The 26146-nt window shown below is 33.6% G+C and carries 23 protein-coding genes and 1 pseudogene; 19 read left to right on the top strand and 5 right to left on the bottom strand.

The features are described 5' to 3' along the window. Positions 1 to 35: 35 nt before the first annotated feature. Both Q5Y73_RS20345 and Q5Y73_RS20340 read left to right on the top strand, forming a co-directional pair. A complete protein-coding gene (locus Q5Y73_RS20345) occupies positions 36 to 806 on the top strand; it encodes a sugar phosphate isomerase/epimerase family protein (protein ID WP_305993752.1) in 771 nt (256 codons plus the stop codon). Positions 807 to 969: 163 nt separating this feature from the next. Continuing rightward, positions 970 to 1785: a DUF1186 domain-containing protein gene (locus Q5Y73_RS20340; RefSeq protein WP_305993751.1), complete on the top strand. Its 816-nt coding sequence runs from the start codon at positions 970 to 972 to the stop codon at positions 1783 to 1785. A gap of 10 nt (positions 1786 to 1795) precedes the next feature. On the opposite strand, the gene Q5Y73_RS20335 is transcribed toward Q5Y73_RS20340, so the two are convergent. Continuing rightward, complete coding sequence (locus Q5Y73_RS20335; protein WP_305993750.1) at positions 1796 to 2524, bottom strand: DsbA family oxidoreductase; 729 nt, start codon at positions 2522 to 2524, stop codon at positions 1796 to 1798. Between the two features lie 106 nt (positions 2525 to 2630). Continuing rightward, a complete protein-coding gene (locus tag Q5Y73_RS20330) occupies positions 2631 to 3245 on the bottom strand; it encodes a TetR/AcrR family transcriptional regulator (RefSeq protein ID WP_305993749.1) in 615 nt (204 codons plus the stop codon). A 202-nt stretch (positions 3246 to 3447) separates the two neighbouring features. Between Q5Y73_RS20330 and Q5Y73_RS20325 the strand changes: the two genes are divergently transcribed. The 15 genes and pseudogenes from Q5Y73_RS20325 (at position 3448) to Q5Y73_RS20255 (ending at position 21265) form a co-directional block, all read left to right on the top strand. After that, positions 3448 to 4626, top strand: coding sequence for a YhgE/Pip domain-containing protein (locus Q5Y73_RS20325; protein ID WP_305993748.1), 1179 nt, complete (start codon positions 3448 to 3450; stop codon positions 4624 to 4626). 254 nt (positions 4627 to 4880) lie between these two features. Further along, positions 4881 to 6953: an immune inhibitor A domain-containing protein gene (locus tag Q5Y73_RS20320; protein ID WP_305993747.1), complete on the top strand. Its 2073-nt coding sequence runs from the start codon at positions 4881 to 4883 to the stop codon at positions 6951 to 6953. 194 nt (positions 6954 to 7147) lie between these two features. Further along, a pseudogene (locus Q5Y73_RS20315) lies at positions 7148 to 7549 on the top strand (metallophosphoesterase); the annotation flags it as partial. Between the two features lie 294 nt (positions 7550 to 7843). Further along, on the top strand, positions 7844 to 8299 hold the full coding sequence (locus Q5Y73_RS20310; protein ID WP_305993746.1) for a nucleoside deaminase: 456 nt from the start codon (positions 7844 to 7846) through the stop codon (positions 8297 to 8299). Positions 8300 to 8423: 124 nt separating this feature from the next. Beyond that, complete coding sequence (locus tag Q5Y73_RS20305) at positions 8424 to 8960, top strand: GNAT family N-acetyltransferase (protein WP_305993745.1); 537 nt, start codon at positions 8424 to 8426, stop codon at positions 8958 to 8960. Positions 8961 to 9325: 365 nt separating this feature from the next. Continuing rightward, positions 9326 to 10198 (top strand): SDR family NAD(P)-dependent oxidoreductase, encoded by an 873-nt coding sequence (locus Q5Y73_RS20300; protein ID WP_305993744.1) that lies wholly within the window; start codon positions 9326 to 9328, stop codon positions 10196 to 10198. 18 nt (positions 10199 to 10216) lie between these two features. Continuing rightward, positions 10217 to 10861 (top strand): class I SAM-dependent methyltransferase, encoded by a 645-nt coding sequence (locus Q5Y73_RS20295; RefSeq protein WP_305993743.1) that lies wholly within the window; start codon positions 10217 to 10219, stop codon positions 10859 to 10861. A gap of 212 nt (positions 10862 to 11073) precedes the next feature. Further along, a complete protein-coding gene (locus Q5Y73_RS20290; protein WP_305993742.1) occupies positions 11074 to 13143 on the top strand; it encodes an immune inhibitor A domain-containing protein in 2070 nt (689 codons plus the stop codon). A gap of 424 nt (positions 13144 to 13567) precedes the next feature. Further along, positions 13568 to 15640: an immune inhibitor A domain-containing protein gene (locus tag Q5Y73_RS20285; RefSeq protein ID WP_305993741.1), complete on the top strand. Its 2073-nt coding sequence runs from the start codon at positions 13568 to 13570 to the stop codon at positions 15638 to 15640. Positions 15641 to 15802: 162 nt separating this feature from the next. After that, positions 15803 to 15997: a hypothetical protein gene (locus Q5Y73_RS20280; protein WP_305993740.1), complete on the top strand. Its 195-nt coding sequence runs from the start codon at positions 15803 to 15805 to the stop codon at positions 15995 to 15997. 23 nt (positions 15998 to 16020) lie between these two features. Further along, complete coding sequence (locus Q5Y73_RS20275) at positions 16021 to 17094, top strand: threonine aldolase family protein (RefSeq protein ID WP_305993739.1); 1074 nt, start codon at positions 16021 to 16023, stop codon at positions 17092 to 17094. Between the two features lie 146 nt (positions 17095 to 17240). Beyond that, positions 17241 to 18428: an acyltransferase gene (locus tag Q5Y73_RS20270; protein WP_305993738.1), complete on the top strand. Its 1188-nt coding sequence runs from the start codon at positions 17241 to 17243 to the stop codon at positions 18426 to 18428. 597 nt (positions 18429 to 19025) lie between these two features. Continuing rightward, complete coding sequence (locus tag Q5Y73_RS20265; RefSeq protein WP_305993737.1) at positions 19026 to 19403, top strand: PH domain-containing protein; 378 nt, start codon at positions 19026 to 19028, stop codon at positions 19401 to 19403. Between the two features lie 280 nt (positions 19404 to 19683). Further along, positions 19684 to 20850, top strand: coding sequence for an MFS transporter (locus Q5Y73_RS20260; RefSeq protein WP_305993736.1), 1167 nt, complete (start codon positions 19684 to 19686; stop codon positions 20848 to 20850). Between the two features lie 97 nt (positions 20851 to 20947). Continuing rightward, on the top strand, positions 20948 to 21265 hold the full coding sequence (locus tag Q5Y73_RS20255) for a thioredoxin family protein (RefSeq protein ID WP_305993735.1): 318 nt from the start codon (positions 20948 to 20950) through the stop codon (positions 21263 to 21265). A 40-nt stretch (positions 21266 to 21305) separates the two neighbouring features. Here the strand turns inward: Q5Y73_RS20255 and Q5Y73_RS20250 are convergent, their stop codons facing one another. The 3 genes from Q5Y73_RS20250 to Q5Y73_RS20240 form a co-directional block, all read right to left on the bottom strand. After that, on the bottom strand, positions 21306 to 22145 hold the full coding sequence (locus Q5Y73_RS20250) for a DUF2935 domain-containing protein (RefSeq protein WP_305993734.1): 840 nt from the start codon (positions 22143 to 22145) through the stop codon (positions 21306 to 21308). A gap of 71 nt (positions 22146 to 22216) precedes the next feature. Further along, positions 22217 to 23395 carry an oxalate decarboxylase family bicupin gene (locus tag Q5Y73_RS20245; protein WP_305993733.1) on the bottom strand — a complete coding sequence of 393 codons (1179 nt, stop codon included), beginning with the start codon at positions 23393 to 23395 and terminating at the stop codon, positions 22217 to 22219. 322 nt (positions 23396 to 23717) lie between these two features. Continuing rightward, the gene (locus tag Q5Y73_RS20240; RefSeq protein WP_305993732.1) at positions 23718 to 23891 is read right to left on the bottom strand and encodes a hypothetical protein; all 174 of its coding nucleotides are present in this window, start codon (positions 23889 to 23891) and stop codon (positions 23718 to 23720) included. Positions 23892 to 24124: 233 nt separating this feature from the next. On the opposite strand from Q5Y73_RS20240, the gene Q5Y73_RS20235 reads away from it, so the two are divergent. Both Q5Y73_RS20235 and Q5Y73_RS20230 read left to right on the top strand, forming a co-directional pair. Then, positions 24125 to 24346, top strand: coding sequence for a YdbC family protein (locus Q5Y73_RS20235; RefSeq protein ID WP_305993731.1), 222 nt, complete (start codon positions 24125 to 24127; stop codon positions 24344 to 24346). Between the two features lie 59 nt (positions 24347 to 24405). Then, positions 24406 to 26145: an ABC transporter ATP-binding protein gene (locus tag Q5Y73_RS20230; protein ID WP_305993730.1), complete on the top strand. Its 1740-nt coding sequence runs from the start codon at positions 24406 to 24408 to the stop codon at positions 26143 to 26145. Position 26146: the final 1 nt, after the last annotated feature.

Here is a 26146-nt window from a genome sequence, read left to right as displayed (position 1 = left end):
GGGTATTCAAATTACGACTGAGGGGTGTTCCGAAAGTGACAAATCATATATCTGAAAAATATGCAGCACAGCTTTATACACTACGAAATGAACTTGAACAAGATTTCTTAGGTGTATTAAGGAATCTGAAAAAAATGGGATGGAAAGCAGTGCAGATTTCCGGATTGAGAGGGCATTCTGCTGAAGATATTTCTGCTGTCTTAAAAGAAACAGGGTTGAAAACAGCTGGGATGCATATCGATATTCAATCTATTTCAAATGACTTGTCGGGTGTCTTGCAACTAGCAGAGCAATTTAACACCAAGGATTTGATTGTACCGATTCTTCCAGATCATCTTCGTAATGAATTAGGTTATAGAATGGTCAAGAATCACTTAAATGCTATAGCTGCAAAAATAAAACCTCTAGGATACACGTTAAGTTATCATAATCATGCATTTGAATTTAATACAGAAATAGAAGGCATGGATGCAATGTCTTATATGTTACAACCGACAGAAGATAATTTGCTGTTAGCAGAAATAGATGTGTATTGGATAAAAAAAGCAGGCCATGATCCTCTTCAATTTATTCAGCGTTATTCAAATCGTATGCCTATTATTCATTTGAAAGATATGACTACAGATGAACATGAAACCTTTGCTGAATTAGGAACGGGTTCAATTGATATGGTCCCAATCCTTCAATGGGGAGAGAAAAATGGGATCCAATATTATGCTGTTGAGCAGGATGTATGTCCTCGTTCTCCAATGGATTGTTTACAGACGAGTCTTGATTACTTAATGAAAATCAGCGAAAAGATATAAAAATGAATGAAATAATTAAATAATGATGGATAGCTAGGTACTTTTTCTCAAAATACATTTGGGATAAAAAGTACCTCTTTTTGTTTAATGATTAGTTTACTACTCAGACTTGAGGGATAGACTTGATGTATCGATAACTAACAAGAAAGGAAAACGGCTAATCATGAAAACAGTAATTGAATCTATAAAATATAACGATGGGAAGTTTCCAAGAAAACAATTGGAGCAAATCATTGAACGAAAAGAAGAAGCTATTCCAGAGCTGTTATTCATTGTGAGGGAGGTGAAGGAAAACCCTGATGTTTTTTTAGAGGATCATGAAAGCCGTATGGACTTCCATTATGCAATTCATCTACTATCTCAATTTAGGGTAAAAGAATTTTTTCCTTTATGGATTGATATCCTAAGTTTGCCTGAGCAATTGTCCGATGCTGTTTTAGGGGATATCATTACCGAGGCAGGTGGGCGTATGATCGCATCTGTATTTAAAGGAGATCTTGGGTCTATTCAAACATTAATAGAAAATACACAGTTAAGCGAGTTTGTTCGGGGGCAAGGTCTGCATGCATTGGTTATTCTTGCACTCCATGGATTGTTAGAAAGAAAATTTGTAATAAACTATTTTAAGACATTGCTCACGGAAAAATTGTCTGAAGAACATGATGGTTTTAATGCTCACTTAGTAAACAGCTGTGTAGACTTATACCCACAGGAAACATATGAATTTATTGAAGCTGCTATTGAAAAAGAAATGGTTGACTTTATGATGATTAGTATGGAGGATGTTGATCAAACTCTGGCCATGCCAAAAGAAACAATTTTTGAAGAAAATTTAACGGATATACATTATCAACTTATAAATGATACGATAACTGAAATGCAGTGGTGGACTTGTTTTGAAGAAGGAAAAAAGGAGGAAGAAATTTCCCCCTTTGCTTTTGATTCTAAATTTTCAAATTCAGAACCTAATCTGAAGTAGAATATATTTTTTATTTTTTGTATTGAGGTATTTCGCAACCATTATCATCACAAACCATACCATCAGCATTTTCTGACGTGAGTGGTTTTAGTGTAGTTGTTTCCTTTTCCTCTGCTGCCACTTTGTTTAAAGCTTCTATAAATACCTCTGTTGGTTGTGCTCCAGAAATAGCATACTTATTATTGATAACAAAAAATGGAACTCCTTGGACTCCAATTTGGTGAGCTAAGGATTCATCTTTTCTAACATCTTCTTGATAGTCTCCATGTTCCAACACTGCTTTTGCTTCTTTTGGATCAAGCCCTACTTGCTCTGCAATATCGAGTAAAGTTTCATGATCTCCAATATGTCTGCCTTCTGTAAAATAAGCTTTTAATAATCGTTCAGTACATTCTTTTTCTTTTCCTTTAGTTGAGGAATACTTTTCTAATCGGTGAGCGTCAAATGTGTTAGTTGGAATCATATCATCAAAACGAAAATCTAAACCAACGGATGCCGCTTGCTTCCCAATTCCTTCATTACTTTTCTTAGCTTGTTCAATAGATATACTATATTTTTTAGCTATCACCTCGTGAATGGACAAATCTATGCCTCGTGGAGAGTTTGGATCAAGTTCAAAGCTTTTAAATGTAACCTCGGTTGAATCCTTTAGGGAAGTTTGATCTAATGCCTCTTCTAAACGTTTTTTCCCAATGTAACAAAAAGGGCATACAAAATCTGAATATACATCTATGTTCATGATGACCTCCTGATGCTGCGATTTATGATTTATTAATAATATACATGTTTTTTAGTTCTTAAGCTAACCAACTACTATTTTATTTTATGAAAACTTGCTATATACTTCACAAATGATCACCAACCTCAATCCCCGCAGCACCAACAGGACCTTTCAAAACAATCTGAGACATCATCAGCGACATTTCCTTAGGAGTCGGGTAGTTCTCTTCTTTTAACCACCAATCAATCATGCCAACGAAAGCCGAGCTTGCAAAATGTATAAGTATTTTTTTGGGAATTTTAAAATCGTCCTCATTCATATTTAGTTCTATAATATTCTCTTCAAATCTACCAACAACAAATTCTTCCAACTTCACCCTGAAATCATATATGCCATGTTCACCAAGCATCACCTGATAAAAGGAACGATGTCTTTCCACATTTTCATAAACGCTCTGTATGGTTAATCGCAGTTTACTTATCATGACTTGCTGTTTTTGAATGTGTTTTTTAGGATTATAAATATTTAATAGCTCTTGAAGTACAGAATTCATCATTTGATCTAATAAATCATATTTATCTTGGTAATGTAAATAAAACGTTGCGCGATTAATCATCGCCTCATCTGCAATATTTTGAATCGTTATGTTATCGAAGCCTTTTTGCTTGATTAACTTTAAGAATGCTTCACCGATTAATTTCCTCGTTCTAATGATTCGAAGATCTTCTTTATTTGCCATTTTTCCATCCTCCAAGAACTTTTTTGTATGATAAACAACAAAAGATAGAAAGGTGTTGCCTATATAACATAAGTGTAAACATTGAATATTGAATCACATTTTTCCTTTATTATAATGGTATTATAAACAACAAAATGTTAATTAATCAACATATTGTTGTTTAAATTGATCTTTCAATAGGTTCAAAGAGTGGAGGGGTAAAATGAAACAGTTGTTTAGTCAAAAGCTATTTTGGGGTGGATTAGTCAGTACTATCTTAGCAGTGTTTATATTTACTTTCGCATTTATGGGTTCAACCGTGAATCCTGTACCTGAAAAGCTTCCGATTGCAATCGTTGTTCAAGATGAAGGGATGAAGCTCCCAGATGGAAGTAGTATGAATTTTGGAGAAATGTTAAAGGTGAAAATAAACAGCACAGAGAATTCATCAGTGAAGTGGTCTTTTTTATCTAGTGAGGAAGAAGCTGTCAATGAGATGAATGAGAAAAAACATTATGCAGCTATAGTGCTGCCAGAAGGTTTATCACGTGATGTTTTTTCGTTATTATCCGACAACGTAATTCACCCTCAAGTGATTATGTATATTAATGAAGGGATGAATATGACTGGGGCCACGATATCCTCACAAATCGTAAATGGTTTCCTGACTACATTTAATCAACAAATTCAAGATCAATTATTTACACAAATTGAGCAGAGTCAAATACAGATTACAATGGAGCAGGCGAAAGCATTAACACAACCGATTCAAATCATAACTGAAAAAATAAATCCTGTTGGATCAAAGTCAGCAAATGGGAATACGCCTGCTTTATTTACTCAAATTTTATGGTTGACTATATTGATTAGTTCTATGGTTTTGTTTATGTTGCAGAAAAAAGTCAGTAATCGGCTTACATTTAGATCTATATCTTTTCAAATCGTTGGAGGTATTGTGTTTGTTGGAACAATATCAGTATTTGTACTATGGATAACAGAGGGAATATTGGATGTTAGCATTCCAAACAGTGGAGAAATGTATGTGCTGATGATACTTATAGGGCTTTCTTTTTTCTTTATTCAAAATGCAATGCTAAATTGGATTGGATTTGCTGCAGCTCCACTCATTATACTATTATTCTTTTTTTCTATGCCGATTTTAACGATGGCTCCAGAACTTTTACCTAGCATTACACAAAATGGGTTGTATTCCTGGGTTCCATTTAGATTCAGTGTTGAGCATTTTAAAGATTTTTTATTTTTTGAAGCGTCTCCTTTTGAAAATGGAGTTGGAACGTTGGCATGGATTGGAATTGGAAGTTTAGTTTTGATGTACTTAGCTTTCTTGAAACCACAAAGAGGGGATAAGGCTCAAAAAGAGAGAGATAGAGCAGGTGCTTAGATAATGAACTAGCAGGAACCATATACTAGGTTTCCTGCTTTTATTTTAATATAAAAAGGTAAATCATCCCTTTGTTGTTATCTATTAAATGATAAAATTCGCTATAAAAAGCTATTTTTTCACCTGACATTTCAACAGTTTTCCCATGGTAAGGATTGTATACTGATATAGTACAAGCCTTGAACCATAAAATGTAAATTGAAGAAAATTAATTTATGGTGAGGGTGTAAATAATATCTGAGAGGAGAAAAAGTGTGAATAAGAAAATCATTTCCACTATTTCAACCGTTTTATTGTCAGTTTCACTTATCGTTCCATCGTTTTCACCAGGGCAAGCAGAGGCTCAAAACGAAAATTATAATATCGAAAGATATGGTGATGTTTTGGATATTGGGCCTAAACTAAGGGATTTATCCCAAGATGAGGAGTATCTAAAGCTTGCAGATGAAAAATTGAGAGAGCAAGCAGCCTCTTTTTCAACTAACGATGAAAGTGAAAGCTCAGAAGAAGACAACTTTACTTTTAATGGAGGAACAAAACCTTTCTTAGTGATTGATGAAAATAGTCAACTGTTTTTAAAGGACTTCACATTACGTAGTGTGGGTGAAGGAGTAGAAATTTGGGTTGCAGATGATCTTTCATTCCCTGAAGGAGATGATAGACCTCCTCATGTAGTAACACAGGAACAAGTAGATCAATTAAGGGAAGAATTTGATGGGAATATATATCCTAAGGTAACTGATTTCTTTGGTGATCCAGATCTTCTTACTGGGGAAAATTCATTTTTAACTGAAATTTTAGGGCTTCCTGAAGACTATTACGTGTCTGAGGAAGGTAAAGATATTATTTTAGTAGACAACATTATAGATGAGAATTACTATGATCCAACCTATCCATTTTTCACTGGTGGATTTTTCTTCTCAACGTTCGAGGATTATATTAACCGAAATATTATTACGATTGATACGCTAGATTGGGAAAATAGATTAGAACAATTCTTTGGTACTACAGCACATGAATATCAACATCTTATTCATAGTGATAAAGATGGAGATGAAGTGCAGTTTATAAATGAAGGAATGAGTGATTTTGCGGAGTTCATCGCTGGATATGGCCATCCAATGGGTCATGTGAATGCATTCCTTGATAAACCAGAAAATTCTCTTGTAGCATGGGATGAGTATGCTGCATCAGGAGCTCCTGAATCAACAGCTGATTATGGTCAAGCTTATTTGCTCCAGTTATATTTGAGTGAACAATATGGCAAAGAATTCATACAAGCCTTAGCTGCTGATCAAGCAAATGGTATTGAAAGTATAAACAATCAACTAGAGGCATTTGATGCAGGTATTGATTTTGGAGAATTGTTTAAAAACTTTAGTACAGCCTTAGCGATTGATAGTGGTAAACCTGGAAATGGAATCTACGAATTTGAAAGCATCGATTTAAAAATTAACTTTGAATCTGCAGCTCAGTTCGAAAAAGATGGAGTTCCAGCGTGGGGAGGAAATTACAAAGTCATTGAACTTGACGATAAAATTAGAACCATTACTTTTGATGGGATTGACTTCCTTCCAGTGAATTGGCTGTCTGTTGCAGATCCACTAGGTTCTGACAACGAAGTATTATGGGGTAATGAGGGACACGAAATTGATAATAGTATAATATTCAAAGCGGACCTTACAGATGTAAGCGAAGCTACGCTATCATTTGATAATTTTATTGATATAGAAGAGCAGTGGGATTATGGTGTAGTTCAAGTCTCAACAGATGAAGGTGAAACTTGGATTAGCTTAGGGAATGAAAATACTCGTTCTGATATATCAGATCCACCGTATCCAAAAATTTTAGAAAATTTACCTGGATTTACAGGTCACTATGAAGGCTGGCAGAATGAAACTTTTGATTTATCTGAATATGCAGGACAAGAGGTATGGGTATCTTTTCGTTACTTAACGGATTGGGGTTTCAATGATACAGGTTGGTTTATCGATAATATTTCTATTCCTGAAATTGGGTTTAATAACGATGGAAGCTCTTTAGATGATTTTTATTCCATTGGTGAACTCAAAGAAGAGTATGTAGATTATGCTGTAACCTTTATCAATGAACGTAATGTTGGCAAGGATGGTAAAAACACAAAATATAAAGTCATTGATGTAGATCCATTTAATATCACTGATGAAGATGCGCTTGAATTACGCCAGTTATTTAAAGATGGTACGAATTATATGATTATCTGGTATGCTCCAGAAGGTGATGATAGAGGTGTTGTAGATTTTACTTACGAAATTCTCACAAAAAGTGATGAGAAGATAAAAAAGTAAAAACACCTTAAATGATTAAATGGCTGTAAAACGTTTCAAAAGGTAAGGGATTGCTCTAAAAGTCTGAAAAAGACGACTAGGCGATCCCTTATTTCATTTGTATTTGAATATGATGTATTGATGGATGCATTAAAATTGATTCAATCAAATAACATATGGAAATATTTACAGATGCTGCACTTCCTAGTAATATAGACGATGAATTTATCACTCTTAATTTATCTGAACCAGAAAGTTACCTGAAAGCAGAGCAATTTTTCTCTAAACTAACAGTGGATAATTGGATGGAGGGTGTAGTCATCAAACCTGAACTACTTGAGCAAAATGTAGTTCCATATATGAAAGTAAGAAATCCAAATTACTTATCAATTATTTACGGTTATGATTATCACTTCCCACATAAATACAATAAGTTAATGAAGCAGAAGAGGATTAATAAAAAGCTTCGTACTTCAAAGAACGAATATTTCTTAGGAAATAAAATGTTAAATATTAATTATGATGACATAAAACCTGACAATGAAACGTATAAGGAAGTTGTTGTGAACCTGTTGTTTGAGGTTGCAGGTGAGAAAGAAATTGATCCTAGATTATAATAGATATATTGAAGGATGACTTGTTGAAATTTTTATAATAAAGTTACACCGAAAGATGATATTGAATACAATTTGATCAAGCTTTTTTGATTTTTTATTTCATAAACGGGCAAAATTGTGAAACAACAAGTATTCTTGATTAATAATTTTGTAGGTCACACTATGAATCTTCACATCAATCACAGTCGTCGTCAAATGAAACCATCCTTTCAATAAATCTTAAGTAAACATTGAAGTTAGTGACCATAATAGAAAATAAGTAGTTCTAATCATTTGGATGGAGGTTTAATAAAGATGAGGAAAAATGATGAATATTTCATGAAAAAAGCATTGAATATAGCTTTTCAAGCTAGATCGGCAGGAAATGAGCCTTTTGGAGCTATATTAGTAAAAGATGATGAAGTGATTATGATTGGGGAAAATAAAATTAATACTTTATGTGATCCTACTCACCATGCTGAAATCGGACTTATTAGAAAGTTTTGTACTGAACATAATATTTTTGACCTATGTCAATATAGCTTATATACTAGTTGTGAACCTTGTGTAATGTGCTCTGGAGCTATGGTTTGGTCGAAACTTGGAAAAATAGTATACAGTGTATCTCACGATCAATTAGCAAAAATAGCAGGTAGTAACATTATGATATCATGTAAAGAAGTATTTGATAAAAGTCCTCAAAAACCAGTAGTGGTAGAGAAAATTTTAAATGAAGAGGGATTAAAAGTATTTGAAGAATATAAATTTTAAATCAGTAACAACTAAAAGAATAAGTTTTATTATAATGATGATAGTGAGATATAAAGATTTGGAGAACGGGCGTTTCCTTTTATTTGGAAACAACGAAATGAAAATGAAAGGAGGTTAATGCAATATGAGCATATCAGTGAATCTAAGTAATAAAGCAAACAAATATGTTATTCATAATTTGTACCCTCTCTATCTTTATGATTTGGCGGAAATTTGGGGAAGATCACCAAATAAATTTGGTGTATTTGAAGAGGATGACACAAAAACATTGTTAGAACAGAATACATTTTTTGATATTTGGTGGGAAAAGGATAATGTGTTATTTCCCCATCTTATCTCTGTAGATGATATTCCAGTAGGGTTGGCTTTTGTTGCTACACCTCCTTTTACACCAGAAAAGACAGATTTTATTATAAATGAGTTTTTTCTACTACGGTTTTTTCGAGGGAGAGGAATCGCTGAGCAGGCTGCGATCATGTTATTTAATCAATACAAAGGCCGCTGGGGATTGTACACGAATTGTACTGATAACAATATAAGAACACTTAGATTTTGGAGAAAAACGTTAGGTAATTATACAAATAGTAATTATGTGGAGGAGCAACAAGATACTCCTGATGGAGTGATGACGTTTTTTGGTTTTAATAATGCAGACTTTTGATAAGTCATAACATTTTAGGCGTAGGAGACCCTTCTTGTGACGCTGCCATGATTACGATACCAGCTAATAGAAGTTTAATCGATCTTCAACAATCTGACGCTTTTCTAAAAGAAAAGCGTCTTTCTTTCTTTTTTAGTCCATATTATGAAATGAAATTAACCAATTCATTTAAGAATTTCAAGGACTTACATCTACTTATAGGGTGATTATTTTATATAAGGTATTTACATGAATAAATAACAGTGGTTTAATGGTTGTAAACCACATGGTCTAGACTAGGTGGTTTGTAGACTTGGATTTATTTAATAACTTCATTTATACCATCCATGATAGATATATAACATTGAAGGAAGGTGGAACTAATTGTGGATAATAAAACATGCCTCATCACAGGCGCCAATGCTGGCATAGGGAAGGCTGCAGCGATACAAATAGCAAAAAAAGGTTATCATGTGATTCTTGCTTGCAGGAATAAGGAAAAAGGGGAAGAAGCTTTAAAGGACGTGAAATTAGCAAGTAATAGTGAATCGATTGAACTAATGCTTGTGGATATGTCATTGCAATCCTCCATTAAAGATATGGTTAAACAATTTCGTGCAAAATACAATAAATTAGATATACTGATTAACAACGCAGCATTTTTTGATATTAGTCAAAAAGAAGCTAAGCTAACAAATGAAGGTATAGAAAGTGTATGGGCAACTAATCATTTGGGTCCTGTACTCTTAACTCAGCTTCTGCTAGAACCTCTCATGTTAAGTCCTCAAGGGCGTGTCATTACAATTTCTTCAAAAGGTTTGATTGTTCATCCTCTTATACAAGTTCAACTTGAAGATCCACAATTTCGTGCTAGAAAATTTAATGTCTCTAAAGCATACTACCAATCTAAAATAGCTCAGGTCATGTATACCTATTGGCTTGCAGAAAAATTAAAAAATACTAAAATTACTGTGAACTGTATCCGTGTAACCAATGTAAAACTGGATATCAACCGCTATCCAAATCTTTCGAAGCTTGCTAAATTTGCTTATTCTATTAAAAGCAAAAGTTCTATATCACCTGAAGAAATGGCAAAAACATATACTTACTTAGCAACTTCTGAAGAAGTGATTGAATTGACTGGAAAATACTTTGATGAAAACAACAAATGGGTTGATTCATCAAAATATAGCAACGATTTTGAGAATATAAATAAGGTAATGGATTTAACTATGAAATGTTTTAAAAATTCAATGTAAACGGTGGTGATGGGAAGAATGCAAAAAGTGCCTAATTACTACAACACGTTTTCTACAATATACGATTTCATATCTTTTCAGAAATATTATGGAAAAGCAAGAGAAGAAGCGGTCAAAAGACTTCAAATTAAAAAAAATATGACCATTATAAATGTAGCATGTGGAACAGGGCAGAACTTTAAATACGTTCAACAGTATTTAAAAGGCACAGGTTTAGTCATCGGGCTGGATTTCTCAAATGGGATGCTGGATCAGGCCAACAAAAAGATAATCAATAATCAGTGGAATAATATCAGGCTAATACATGCAGATGCGAAACAGCTATCATATGAAGATTTACGAAAAAAATTACCTTCAACAACTAGTTTAAACAAGATAGATTGTGTCATATGTGATTTGGGATTAACAGCAATAGAGAATTGGCAAGTTGTTATTGACAACATGTTAAATGTAGTGAAGGACAATGGTAGAATTGTCATTATGGATTGGTATATGGAAGAATTAACATTCAGAGGGAAATTTGTGAATTGGATTGGCAAATCTGATATAACAAGACCAACTTGGAAGTACTTCAAAAAACATGTGGATCATTTCGAACTCGATCACAATTATAATAGAGGAGGCGTTTTTGTAGCCTCTGGGAATAAGAAAATTAATAGATAAAAAAACTATTCCTTGAGGGATAGTTTTTTTGTTAGAAATGGTTAATAACAGGCTTGTTCAACTACAATGTTATGTAATATATCATAAAAAAAATGTAAGCCTTACCACATACCATTTTTTTCAACTTTCATAATTATGAATAACATTGTATAATTATATAATGTCATGTTTTATGACATGAAGAGAATACATACATGAGAGGGGAAATTAGTTTGAGGAAAAAAGTGATTTCAGCAATTTCAACTGCAATTTTATCAGCATCATTGATTGTACCATCATTTTCAGGAGTACAAGTTTCAGCGGCAACCCCAAATATTAATACAGAGAGATATGGGGATGTTATGGATATTGGTTCTGAATTACGCCAACAATCTGAGGATCTAGAATTTTTACAGAGTGCAGAGGAAAAATTGATAGAGCAATCCATCATTATTTCTGGAAATGAAGAAGCAGCAAATTCTGAAAGTGATTCCGAAAGTGATTTTACATTTGATGGGGGAACTAAGTATTTCTTAAACCGCGATTTGCAATTTAAAACATTCACATTAAGAAGTGTTGGAGATAACGTTGAAGTATGGATTGCCGATGATCTCTCATTCCCTGAGGGAGATGAAAGACCAGCACATGTCATTACGCAAGAACAAGCCGATAAAATGAGAGATGAGTTTGAAGGAAACATATATCCTAAGGTAGTAGACTTCTTTGGTGAACCAGATACATTAACGGGAGAGAATGCAACTCTACCTGGAATAGTAGGATTTGAAGAAGATTATTATGTATCTGAAGAAGGTAAGAATATTATTCTAGTAGATAACATTATTGATGATCAGTACAATGATCCATCTTATCCGTTCTTTGTTGCTGGATTTTTCTGGACAACATATGAATATTATATTGACCGTAATATCATCTCAATTGATTCTGCTGATTGGGATACTAGATTAGAAAGTACTTTCTTTGGTACAGTAGCACATGAATATCAACATTTAATTCATAGTGATAAAGATGGGGATGAAACTAGTTGGATTAATGAAGGAATGTCTGATTTTGCTGAGTATATTGTAGGATACGGACATCCTATGGGGCATGTAAACTACTTCCTTGATCATCCTGAAAATTCTCTTGTAGATTGGGACGAGTACTATGCAAGTGGATCGCCTGAAACATTAGCAGACTATGGTCAAGCTTATTTATTACAGCTTTACTTAAGCGAACAATTTGGTAAAGACTTTGTACAAGCTTTATTGAACGATGAAGCAAATGGAATTGAAAGTGTTTCTAATCAGTTAGAAGCTTTTGATACGGGCCTTGATTTTGGTGAGTTATTCAAAAACTTCAGTACAGCTTTAGCTATTGATAGTGATAAACCTGGAAATGGTATTTACGAGTTTGAAAGTATTGATTTAAAAATAAATTTTGAATCCGCAGCTGAGTTTGAAAAGGATGGCGTACCAGCATGGGGAGCAAATTACAAAGTGATTGAACTTGATGATAAAGTACGCAACATCAGTTTTGATGGTGTAGAATTCCTTCCTGCGAAATGGTTATCTGTTGCAGATCCATTAGGTGCTGACAATGAAGTGTTATGGGCAAACTCAGGAGATGAGATTGATAATAGCATTGTAATTAAAGCTGATCTTACAGGTGTAGATGCAGCAACATTAACTTTTGACAACTTTATTGATATTGAAGAGCAATGGGATTTCGGTGTAGTTCAAGTATCAGCTGATGAAGGTGCAACATGGACTAATTTAGCAAATGAAAATACACGCTCTGATATCGTAGATGAAGGGTATCCAACAATTAAAGAGAACTTGCCAGGCTTTACAGGACATTATGCAGACTGGCAGCAGGAATCATTTGACTTATCTGCTTATGCTGGACAAGAAATCTGGGTATCTTTCCGTTACATGACAGATTGGAGTTACAACGATACTGGATGGTTTGTGGATAATATCTCTATTCCTGAAATTGGATATTTACATGATGGAAGTTCTTTAGACGGTGTATATTCTCTGAGTGAACTAAATAGTGAATATGTAGAGTATGCTGTTACTTTTATAAATGAAAGTACAAATAAAAAAGGAAAGAAAACGGAGTATAAAGTTGTTGATGTTGATCCATTTAATGTAACTGAAGAGGACGCATTGCAACTAAGAGAACTATTTAAAGAAGGTAAAAACTACATGATTATCTGGTATGCTCCAACAGGTGGAGAAAAAGGTGTAGTAGATTTCACTTATGAAATTACTACAAAAAGTGAAAAAAAGATAAAGAAATAAGCTAGATATATATCGAAAAATAAAAGGGTTGTCATCTGACAACCCTCTTATTATTTTTTGTAATTATGACACTAACTCCTTCATGAGTTAGCAAACAACTGCACTAGTTCATCCAATACGATTCTATTTCGCAGCCTCAGGTGGAATAAAATGAAGTACAATTCATATCATCCATCCTATAATTATCCATAATTCGACAAAACTTTCTAAAAATAATCCAATATACCTACGAAATTTCGACACAAATACTATATTAAGGAATGTATACTATAAAGTACAAGCCCCCCTATTACATTTTTTTATAACATTAGAATTTAGAATCCGACAGCATCTTTGAGGGACTCAAGATAGAAGTTTTTGTAATGTTATCGATAAAATGGGAGGGATTGTGATTTTATTTTAAATATGAGAGGAGAAAAAAACTATGAACAAAGTGGTTTCCGTAATATCAACTGCATTATTGTCAGTCTCACTCATTGTTCCAACATTTAGTGGAGGTCATGTATTTGCAGAATCAAAAGATGTGAACACTGCAAGATATGGAGATGTCTTAGATATCGGCTCAGAATTAAGACATCAATCAGAAGATTCAGATTTTCTACATAATGCAGAGGAACAATTGATAGAACAAGCAGCAATCATTTCTGAAAATGAGGAAGGTTCAAGCTCTGAAGAAGCTTCAGAAGGAAACTTTACATTTGATGGAGGAACTAAATATTTCTTAAATAGAGACTTAAGTCTTAAAACATTTACATTGAGAAGTGTTGGGGATAACGTTGAAGTATGGATAGCAGATGATCTCTCATTCCCTGAGGGAGATGACCGACCTGCTCATGTGATTACACAAGAACAAGCTGATAAAATGATGGATGAGTTCGAGCAAACGATTTATCCTAAGGTTGTAGATTTCTTTGGTGAGCCGGATACACTAACTGGTCAAAATGCTGAACTTCCAGGTCTTGTTGGTTTACCAGAAGATTATTATTTGTCTGAAGAAGGCAAAAATATTATTCTAGTAGACAACATTCCTGACGAGCAATTTGAGGATCCTGATTATCCGTTTTTCGTAGCTGGTTTTTTCTGGACTGCATATGAGCAATATATTGATCGTAATATCATCTCTATTGATTCAAAAGATTGGGATGAGAGATTAGAGAGTACGTTCTTTGGTACGGTCGCTCATGAATATCAACATCTTATTCATAGTGATAAAGATAGAGATGAAACAAATTGGATTAACGAGGGTATGTCCGACTTTGCTGAATATATCGTAGGATATGGACATCCTATGGGTCATGTGAATTACTTCCTTGATCATCCTGAAAATTCTCTTGTAGAGTGGGATGAGTATTATAACAGTGGAAGCCCTGAAACTTTAGCAGATTATGGTCAAGCTTATTTATTGCAATTATATCTAAGTGAACAATTTGGTAAAGACTTTGTACAAGCTTTATTAAATGATGAAGCAAATGGAATCGAAAGCTTAAATAACCAATTGGCTGCTTTTGATACAGGTCTTGAGTTCGGTGAATTATTTAAAAACTTTAGCACAGCTTTAGCTATCGATAGCAATACACCTGGAAATGGAATCTATGAATTTGAAAGCATAGATTTGAAAATTAACTTTGAATCTGCTGCTGCGTTTGAAAAAGATGGAGTTCCTGCATGGGGAGCTAACTATAAAGTGATTGAGCTTGATGACAAAATTCGCTCAATTAACTTTGACGGTATTGATTTTCTTCCTGCGAAATGGTTATCTGTTGCAGATCCATTAGGTTCTGACAATGAAGTTTTATGGGCTAATCAAGGAGACGAAATCGACAACAGTATTATAATTACAGCGGATCTTACAAATGTAGATGAAGCAACATTAACATTTGACAACTTCATTGATATTGAAGAGCAATGGGATTTTGGTATGGTTCAAGTATCTGTTGATGAAGGTGAAACTTGGACAAGCTTGGCAAATGAAAATACACGTTCTGATGTTGTAGAAGAAGGTTACCCAGCGATAAAAGAAAACTTGCCTGGGTTCACAGGACATTATGCTGACTGGCAGCAAGAATCATTTGATTTATCTGCATATGCAGGTCAAGAAATTTGGGTGTCATTCAGATTTATGACAGACTGGGGTTATAACGATTCTGGTTGGTTCATAGACAACATTTCTATTCCAGAAATTGGATTTACTCAAGATGGAAGCTCTTTAGATGGATTCAATTCATTGAATGAATTAAATGGTGAGTATGTAGAGTATGCTGTTACCTTTATTAATGAACGTAATGTAGGCAATGACGGAAAGAATACAAAATATAAAGTTGTTGATGTTGATCCGTTTAACGTAACTGAAGAAGATGCTCTTGAATTGCGTCAATTATTTAAAGACGGAACGAACTATATGATCATCTGGTATGCTCCAACTGGTGGAGAAAAAGGTGCAGTAGACTTTACTTATGAGATTCTTACAAAAGATGAGGAAAAATCAAAGGATAAATAATATTATTGCACAATAAGTGAAGGGATTGTCTTGTAGGTCTTAAGAAGATCTATAGACAGTCTCTTTTTTATTATTTACTTCATGACATCTCTTAGAGACCCCGATAGGAGTATTGTTATATAATAGAAGTTAAATGATTGATATTATAAGATAATGTCTAAAATGAAATTAGTGGTGAGAAGGTTGAAGCTAAGTGTTTTCTTGTTCATTCTTGGTACAATAACAATGTTTTTAAGTCTTTTATTTGGAGTCCTGTCCTTAATATCAGGTACTAGTGAATTAATTGTAGTGTCTTTTTTTGGTTTTCTGAATGGAGCCATTGCAATGGGAATTGCCGAGTTACTCCAAAAAAAATAAATATACTGAAAGGAAATACATAGATGAGGAAAAAATCTTTGTTGGAAGCATTTAAACAAACCCAATACCAGATAAGTGGTCATGGAAGAAGAAATATACAAGTGTTAAAAGAAGCACTCCTTAATATAGATGGACAGCAAGAAAGTGATTTGTATGGAAAAGGGAAAATCATTGAAGAGTTTCAAACTAAGGTGGCAAAATTTTTAGGTAAAGAATCCGCAGTTTTTTTCCCTAGTGGAACGATGGCACAACAAATTGCTTTGAGAATATGGTGTGATGAAAAAGGACTTAACAAAGTAGCTTATCATCCACTTAGTCATTTAGAAATTCATGAAGAAGATGGACTGAAAAAGCTGCATAACATTGAACCTATTTTGTTGGCTGACAAAAAAAGATTGATAGTTATGGAAGATGTAATGAATATGGGGAAAGATGTAGCCTGTTTATTACTTGAATTACCTCAACGAGAAATAGGGGGACAATTGCCTGATTACAAAACCTTAGAATCCATTTCCACATACTGTCGAGAGCACCATATTAAATTGCATTTAGATGGTGCTAGACTTTTTGAGATTTTACCTTATTATAAAAAATCGGCAGCTGAAATCTGTAGTTTATTTGATAGTGTATATGTGTCATTTTATAAAGGGATTGGTGGGATTGCGGGAGCAATTCTTGCAGGAGATGAAACATTTACAGAGGAATCTAAGATATGGAAAAGACGTCATGGAGGTGATTTGATCAGTCTGTATCCTTACATTATCAGTTCCAACTTTTATTTTGATCAAAGGCTGAATAAAATGAATGAGTATTATGAGGATGCGAAAGAACTCGCTAATTTCTTTAATCAATGTCAAGGGATTTCAACAAATCCACTTGTACCTGCATCTAATATGTTTCATGTGCATTTTGATATGCCAAAAGAGAAGCTGGAATCCACGTTAATTGCCATTTATGAAAAGACGGGAATTGGTATAACGAGCTATGTAAAGGAAACAAGTGTGAAGTCTTGTTATTGTGAAATTAGTATTGGTGATCAATATTGTATTATACCAAAAGATGAATTGAGAAGACTATTTGAGATGTTAATTAAGTAATGAAAACGGTTCAGACTACACTCATTTTAACTATTCATAAAATTGTAAATACTTCTTCTTGGAATTGTAATGATATGTTCTTCTTGTAAGTGTTTGCAGAGATTTATAATAATCTCATAAATACTTCAAGAAATGAGTGATGAGAGATGAATTTAGATCATAAAATTCAACAAAGAAATGCTGATGAATTTAGTATTTTAAAAAGCTTAGCATTTCTTGCTGTTGTTTTTCAAAGCTCCATCACATATGTAATGAATCAGAGTAATATTAAACTTGAAGAATCCTTCATGTTAGGTATGTTATATAATTTTTCAAAATTCTCAGCACCTGTGTTTATTTTTATAGTAGGATTTCATTTAATTCATCAACACAAGGAACCTGTAAAGTATAAAATATATATAAAAGATAAGGTTTGGAAGTTGATATTGCCATATTTGTATTGGTCGCTTATTTATGTGATTTTTTTCACAAACTTATATGGATTATCGTTATTGGTTCTATTCGAAAAGATGCTTACGGGTTCGGCTGCACCGCATTTATGGTACGTCATTATGGTTTTTCAGTTTCACTTAGTATTTCCAATCTTATTTTATTTATTTCAATGGGTAAAAAAACATCTGAATTCTGTCAAATTTGTAATCTGTACTGTAGGATTTGTTGCAATAAGTTATTTTCTGCTTTTGTGGTTAGCTTCTAAATTTATTTTTACTGAAAATGTAGTAACAGAACAATCATGGATGAAGTATATTGACAGGAGTTTTTTGTTTTATTTATTTTATTTTTTCTTAGGAGGATTAGTGGCTTTAACACTGCCTAGTTGGAGAAAGTTAGTCTTAAAATACAGAACATTAAATAAGATTATTTTCTTAGGAATGTTTGCGATAGTTGGGTATGAATTAATTTCACATCAAGGTATTGCACAAATTGATTTAGGTGTGTCAACTTATTTAAAACCTTCTATGTTTTTATACGTTTGTGCTGAAATTATATTATTGTATAGATGTTCAATGGCAATAGTTAAAGGGAGATCAATTATATTTCATGTTTTGAAGTTTATCGGCAAGTATACGTATACAGCTTATTTAGCTCATTTGTTTTTTCTCCAGATCATTGCTGGAGGATTGAAATTTCTTCACGTATCGGGTCAATATATTATTTTGAGTTTGGTTATTTTGGTTATCGTGACCATCATGTCAGTTGGTTTTTCATTTTTCATTGATAAAACACCTGGTGTAATAAACAAAATTAGAGTACTTGAAAGGTTCAATTATATGAGGTTTGTGACTTCAAAAGAGGGAGTAGTTTATAGTAAAATTTTGAGAAGAAGAGATTGATCACTTTCTCTTTATAGCTTGTCCTTGCAAATAGATAGGTTCATAATATATAATATAGTTATAAATAACTAACAGAATAAATATCCTTACAAATTTCAATGAAATAGGGGTGATATCATGACTAATAACTTGAAAATAGGTATAAAATTTGGACTTGTTTTTGGGGTCACCTTTGGTATTGCTTATGGCATTACCACTGGGGTACTTACAAATTTATTTGGATGATTCAATAAGAGAATCTTGCTTTCAGGCTAGTAGAGGATGTACTGATGCAGCTTTGGTAGAGGACGTGACCTGAATTTAGACTAGTGCCAGATGCACTGATACTGCTATTACCTAGAACGTGAAAAGCTCAAGTGTAAAAACTTGAGTTTTTTTGTTTTATCTACTTCTATATAGAAAGATTAAAAATCTAGTCTTGTGTTTTAACTCCTATACTAGCGATTTGAAAACTGACAAATCTGTTGCTAACTCAAATCTCATTCTTATTGAGGGTCGTATACCTTTTATTTGAATAGTTATTTCAATTAGAAGGTATGACCTTGGTATTTCGTAATATGATAATAGTGTTGAATAAACATGAGGAGGAGGAGAAAAATGGGATTACTAGATGGTTTAATGGGAAATGCTTCAGAATTAGATTTAAAAGAGGTGGAGAAAGAGTTTACTCAAGTATTGTCAAAGTCTGAGAGTGTAGAAAAGGCGTTTAAGTTAATCAGAGATTTGTTTATCTTCACAAATAAGCGTGTGATTCTTGTCGACAAGCAAGGAATTACTGGGAAAAAGGTTGAGATTCATTCTTTACCTTACAAAAGTATCACTCACTTTAGTATTGAAACCGTAGGAAATTTTGATTTGGATGCTGAGTTGAAAATTTGGATTTCTGGTGACTCTACCCCACTTCAAAAGAAATTTAACAAGAGTCTTAATATATATGAACTTCAAAGTGTGTTGGCAGAGTATGTATTGAAATAAAAATAATAAACCATTTTTTTTACAAAACAAACTAACTTGTAATCATGTTAGTTTGTTTTTTTCTGTTTAACAGTCTGATTTTACCGAATAGGTTATGTAAATTTCATAACCCCGCTATAAATGTATGTTAACTTCTCATTCTTTTTTATTAGGGTGTGATTTATGTCACAATTCCTATTTTAAACCCCTACTATAATAAACATAACATTAAGTATTCCGATCAAATAGCTTAGAAATAAGGAATGATCACATCAAGTAAAAATGAAGGAAGGATTTACAAATGACCACTTTATCGATTACAAACAGACCAACTTTCCAATTATCACTACAAACATTTAGTTTAGTTTCAAGTTTTATGGTATGGGTAATTTTATCTTCATTAATGCCTTATATTTCACTGGATTTGAATCTAACAGCCACACAAATAACTTGGATTACTTCCGCTCCTGTAATTTCAGGGTCTTTACTTAGAATTCCAATGGGATACTACACAGGAAAATTTGGCGCAAGCAAGATATTTATGTTTAATTTTATTACTTTAATTATCCCTGTTTACTTAATTAGTGTATCTACATCATTTATTGCTTTATTTTCATTAGGGTTATTGATCGGAATTAGCGGTGCTACTTTCTCTATTGGTGTCACATCTTTACCAAAATACTATGCTAAAGAAAAGCACGGTTTTGTAAATGGCATATTTGGATTAGGGAATATTGGAACAGCATTTACATCTTTTCTAGCACCTGTAATAGCTAGTTCATTTGGATGGAGATTCACCATTCAGCTGTACTTAATTTTAATTCTTCTCATGATCTTTATTCTTTATTTCTTTGGAGATAAAAATGAGAAAACAACTACTGAAAAGTTTGTTAATCCTATCACATTTTTGCAAAAAAATAAAAATATATTCGTTGTAGCCCTTTTTTACTTTTTAACGTTTGGTACGTTTGTTACATTTACAGTTATGCTGCCTACTTTGTTAGTGTCAGTATTTGAACTTTCTAAAGTGGATGCTGGTTTAATTACTTCAATATTTATTATTATTGCGACCTTGATTCGTCCAATAGGAGGGATGTTAGGTGATAAATTCAATCCATATTTTCTTTTAGTCATTGTATTTACATCAATAGGTCTTTCAAGTTTATTATTATCTCTAGTTAATGATTATATTATTTTTATTATATCAATTATGATTTTATCTTTAAGTGCAGGTATAGGAAATGGAGTCATTTTCAAAATTGTACCTATGGTTGCAACAACTCAAACTGGAGTTGCTAATGGTCTCGTTGCGGCTACTGGAAGTTTTGGAGGGTTTATTCCGCCTATCATTATTGGCTTTGTTATAAGTATAACAAACAGTTATACGATTGGCTTTGTGTTATTTAGTATACTTTCTGCAGCTTGTCTAATCATGATTTTATCTAAATATAATCTTGAGAATGCATAATAGGAGGAGCTAAAGTTGTTTTGTAATATATTTAACTGATACTTTCTTTTTGTAATCAGTATAATATACACATATTAAAATAAGGGAGAGATAAGATATGGAAAGAATTCAATCATTAGAACAATTTCAAGAGCAAATAAGCAATGATAACTATACGGTCATGAAATTCGATACGACTTGGTGTCCAGATTGTAAAAACCTTGATCGATTTATCGATCCGATTGTAGAAGAGCATTCAGATAAGCAATTTCTTGCAGTTGATGCTGAAAAGTTTCAAGATTTATCACAGAAATATGAAGTGAGGGGAATACCAAGTTTATTAGTATATAAAAATGGTGAGAAAATAGCACATCTTCATAGTAAATTTGCTAAAACTCCAACTCAAATTAGAGATTATCTTAAAGAGTTAGAATAATCCTAAATGATATAAAACCACTGGACATAAGTTCAGTGGTTTACTCATTCTCTATGGGGAATGATGGTTTTGTTAAAGGACAATTTGGAATTTGATATATATCTGGATTGTAAAAGGCAAGTTTGCGTAGAAAGTAACAGGATTCAGGAAAGTGATGTTCTATGAATCGAAGAGTAGATCTGTTTAAAACCTCAGTGCCTTTATATTTTTCAACTAATTTTTCAACTAATTCAAATAATGAAATGACCGACTTGGATACATCCTTTGCAAAAGCGGTTTGAACAGGGAAGCCTGGTGCAGTGAATATCAAATAACCTTTAATTTGGCGATTTTTAACCATATGTGCGCGAAATTCTTGGATTGACTTTTCAGCTTGCTGTATCAAGAAAATTTCTGAAGGGTCCATAATATCGATAAATAATTGTGCGTGTCCTAAATGATCCTCTAACCATAAGTCCAGTAAATCAACTAAAGGCAAAGGTGTAGGGATTTGTCCTCGTACGGAAAAAGATAATATTCTGAGGTATTCTCTATTTTCGCTTAATGTTCCATTTAAGTAGGATGGCCACATGTTTAAATTTACTTTGTTTTGAAGTCGCAAGTGCTGCAGATGCCCTTCAAATTTATAAAATCCTTCTGCAACAGGGTAAACCTCGGTAGAAAATCTTCTCATCTCGATTGAGGAAAAGGAATGTTTTGGATCGATCGAATTCAGCTTACTTCTTAAAGCTCGAAAAGAAGTGATGTATTGATTTGCTATTCCAATCCACTTTTCTTCAGATGGTGATAGGAAATCGTGAATAAAATGGGCATGATCTTCTAGTATTTCCAGCCAAAATTGATGTTCTTCCCATGCTGTTACCTCGAAGTGATTGTTCAATGCTAGTCCTCCTCTACATTTTCATTTTCAACTTCATATTATGCATCAGCCTATCCATTTAAGAGTATTATTCAAAACTTAGGATACTTAACAACAGGCCACTTTTGCTTTCGTAATGCTTTCATTAATTCAGGTCCAACATTTAAGTTGCTTTGAACAAGTTTCTGAGGGGTTAGTGACATCCACTGATTTAATGAAATATCTTCAAATCGATTGCTTTGAAACATTTCAAGAAACCATAAACTTTCATTTCCAATGTTTTGTATGTAATGTCCAAAGGCAAAGGGAACGTATCCAACATCCCCAGCCCTAACATTAAAAGTACGTGCAGTTTCGTCTGCAGCAAAAGCTGTCATTCTTCCCACACCAGTTAGGTAGTACTGCCATTCGTCATTGTTTGGATGCCAATGCATTTCCCTCATCGCTCCAGGTTTGATTTCTACTAATGCTGCTGCAATTCTAGTAGAAATTGGGAAGTTAGTTGAATCTACTATTCTCACTGTGCCTCCTGATGTTGTAATCGGCTTCTGGGCAAGTAAATTATGAGTGAAGCTTTTTGGTACATTGCCATATGGACTTTCTACCATTTGACTTTCTAATGAACCAGGCACTTTGGCTTGGATCATGTACGTTTGATTTTTGGGGATATGAGCAAATGCATTCTCTGAAACACCAAAATTGGCGGATAAAACCTCCTTTGGAGTATGTGCAAACCAATCTGATATGGTGAATGTATCACTTTCTGAGAAACTCCCGTCGTCAAACACGAGTATAAATTCGCAACCATCCTCTAACCCTTGAATTGAGTGAGGCATTCCAGGAGGAAAGTACCATAAATGTCCTTCCCCTACATCAGCAATAAAATTTCGCCCTTCCTGATCCATTGCTGTGATTCGTGCTGTTCCTAATAACATATAGGCCCACTCCGCTTGTTTATGCCAATGCATCTCTCGAACACCACCTGGTGTGAGACGCATATTAACACCTGAGAGAGTTGTTGCAATAGGTAACTCTCTTACGGTTACTTCTCTACTCCATCCACCTTGATACAGCTGCATATTTGTATCTGAAAAAGAAAATTTGAGGTTTGGAATTCTTCCATCATCGGTTTTTGGTGGTACGAACATGTCAGGATTCTCTAAATCTCTACATATATTCCGGGGGCCTAAATCAGTTGCTCCTGCCCCATCTTCTCTAATTGGCTGGGGGATATCCCCATACCCATGTTGATTTTGAGGTCGTTTAGTCATAACAACATCTCCTCATTATTGGAAAACCCATGGCTTAATTAGTTTTAGTGTATGATATGATTTTTTACTTATGTCAGAACATGATTTGTAATTGAGTGATAGAACTATATTTAAGGAATTGATTAAATTGAGGAAGTGGGATTAGAGATCCTTCCAATAATATTCGGTGGGCTTGTTCGATACTTTCTTTTAAACCATTTTCCATTTTAGAGAATTGCTGCTTCAACATTTACTACGAACATTTAACTAACCTCCTACAACCTATAATAATAATTATTGATACATTTCACTGATTATTTGTTATCTTCTTTAAAAAATAAAACTATTTTTTATCTTCTTTATAAGCTAATAATATCCCAATGATAAAGACTGCAACAATGATTAAAAAAGAAATAGTTGCAGTACTTGAATCATCTCTAAAATTTTCAAGGTTTATAATTAAAACGAAAGTTAAAAGAGATAATGCAATAATTAGAAATCCAATTGGTTTGTTCAAGTCGACACCTCCTAAATTAATAATATATGCTGAAAAAATGGATGACAATGTAAAATCAGCTACTCAAAACAAACATTTGTTCTAATGTAGTTTTATGGTATAATTATGTCTTACGATCATAAATTAGATGAAAAATAATAAGTAATTATCAAAAAATCACCCAACTGAATAACTTTAAGTTACGGGATGGGAAATTATAGTATTATTTACATTATAAAACGGAGGTATAACTTATGCCAGAACTCAAATATGAAATTTTAAAAACAATTGCAATCCTTTCTGAATCACCAAAAGGATGGAAGAAAGAATTGAACTTAATTAGCTGGAATGGCCGTGATCCTAAATATGATATTCGTGATTGGTCACCAGATCATGAAAAAATGGGGAAAGGTGTTACTTTATCCCATGAAGAGCTAAAGGAATTGAAACAGCTATTAAATGAAATTGATTTCTAGTAAGAAGATCTTTTCGTAGTGTATAGTAATTTGATTTTAGAAAGAAAAGGAGTATATATATGTCTTTTGTAATCAAACTAAAATGGTTTTTCAAAGAACGTTGGAAAAGTTATGTGTTAGCGATTACGGTTATGACTATTGTGACTCTCCTTACGATGATACCTCCCATTATGATAGGGAAAACGGTAGATGAAATTCGAGAAGGTCAGTTAACATCTGAATCTTTAACCCAAACCGTACTTTTATTGGTTGTTTTAGGTATTTTACTTTACATCTTAGTTTACATATGGATTATGTCTTTGTTTCGCAACTCGGCACTAATTGAAAGTATTTTAAGAAAAAAGCTTTTAACCAAACTAACTAAAATGACACCTAGTTTTTTTCATAGAAACACTACAGGGGATTTAATGGCTTTAGCTACAAACGATGTGCTGGCAATCGGACAAACGGCTGGGTTTGGTGTAATGACCTTGGTAAATACGATTGTAGGTGTTTCGGTTGTAGTTGTTATGATGGTCTTTTTGATTAGTTATAAATTGATGCTGGCTGCATTCATTCCTCTCCCATTTCTAGCTTTGGTAATTAACAAGCTTGGGAAAAATGTAAGAGTCAATTTCCTGGGAGCTCAAGCTTCATTTGGAAAGATGAATGATCAAGCACTGGAATCCATATCAGGAATGAGAGTAATTCGTTCCTATGTTCAAGAGGAAGATGATATCTCCGCTTTTGATAAGGTAACTACAGAAGTGTTGGATAAAAATAGAAAAGTGGCCATATTTAACGCTCTTTTTCAACCGTCTATTTCACTTATTGTGGGTCTAAGTGTTGCAATAGGAATTAGTTATGGCTCCTATTTGGTATATCAAAATGAAATTACATTAGGTGAATTAATTACGTTCAACATCTTTTTAGGCATGTTGATTTGGCCAATGATTGCCTTTGGAGAATTCATAAATGTGCTGCAGCGTGGAAGTGCTTCTGCAGACCGAATGGAAAATGTTTTATTACAAGAATCAGATGTAAAGAATGCAGAAGAGATAACAAAAGTAGGTGCTCCAACAAGTATAGAGATGAAGAATCTTACTTTTAAATATCCAGGTTCGAATACAACTAGCTTGGAGCGACTATCCTTTCGTTTGGAGCAAGGACAGACATTAGGAATCGTAGGTAGAACAGGCAGTGGTAAGAGCACGTTGTTAAAACAATTATTACGGCAATATCCTATCGACAAAGAAAGGTTGTTTATTTCTGATATTCCTGTGGAACAAATTAGTTTGGAGAAAATGAAAGGCTGGATTTCCTATGTACCGCAGGAGCATATGCTTTTATCTAAAACATTAAAGGAAAATATTAAATTAGGTAAACCAGATGCAACACAAGAAGAAATAGATCGTGCTGTCAAAATGGCTTCCTTCACAAAAGATGTTGCGAGGATGACTGATGGTTTGGAAACATTAATTGGGGAGCAGGGTGTGATGCTATCAGGAGGTCAAAAGCAGCGTGTTGCTATTGCTAGAGCCTTGTTGCTTGATGCTGAAGTTCTAATATTAGACGACTCGTTGTCTGCAGTGGATGCAAAAACTGAGAATAAAATTCTTCATGAAATTAGAAGTGAGCGTGCTGGCAAAACAACGTTGATTACTTCTCATCGATTATCAGCAGTGAGTCACGCAGATTGGATTCTAGTGATGGATGAAGGCAGAGTGATTGCAGAAGGAACTCATGAAGAGCTTATGTTTCATGGTGGTTGGTACAAAGAACAGTGGGAGCATCAACAAATGGAAGCTAGCCTAGATTAGT

The sequence above is a fragment of the Chengkuizengella axinellae genome (genome assembly GCF_030730905.1).
Classification (GTDB): Bacteria; Bacillota; Bacilli; order Paenibacillales; family KCTC-33759; genus Chengkuizengella; species Chengkuizengella axinellae.
This window is presented reverse-complemented; position numbering and strand designations above follow the sequence as displayed.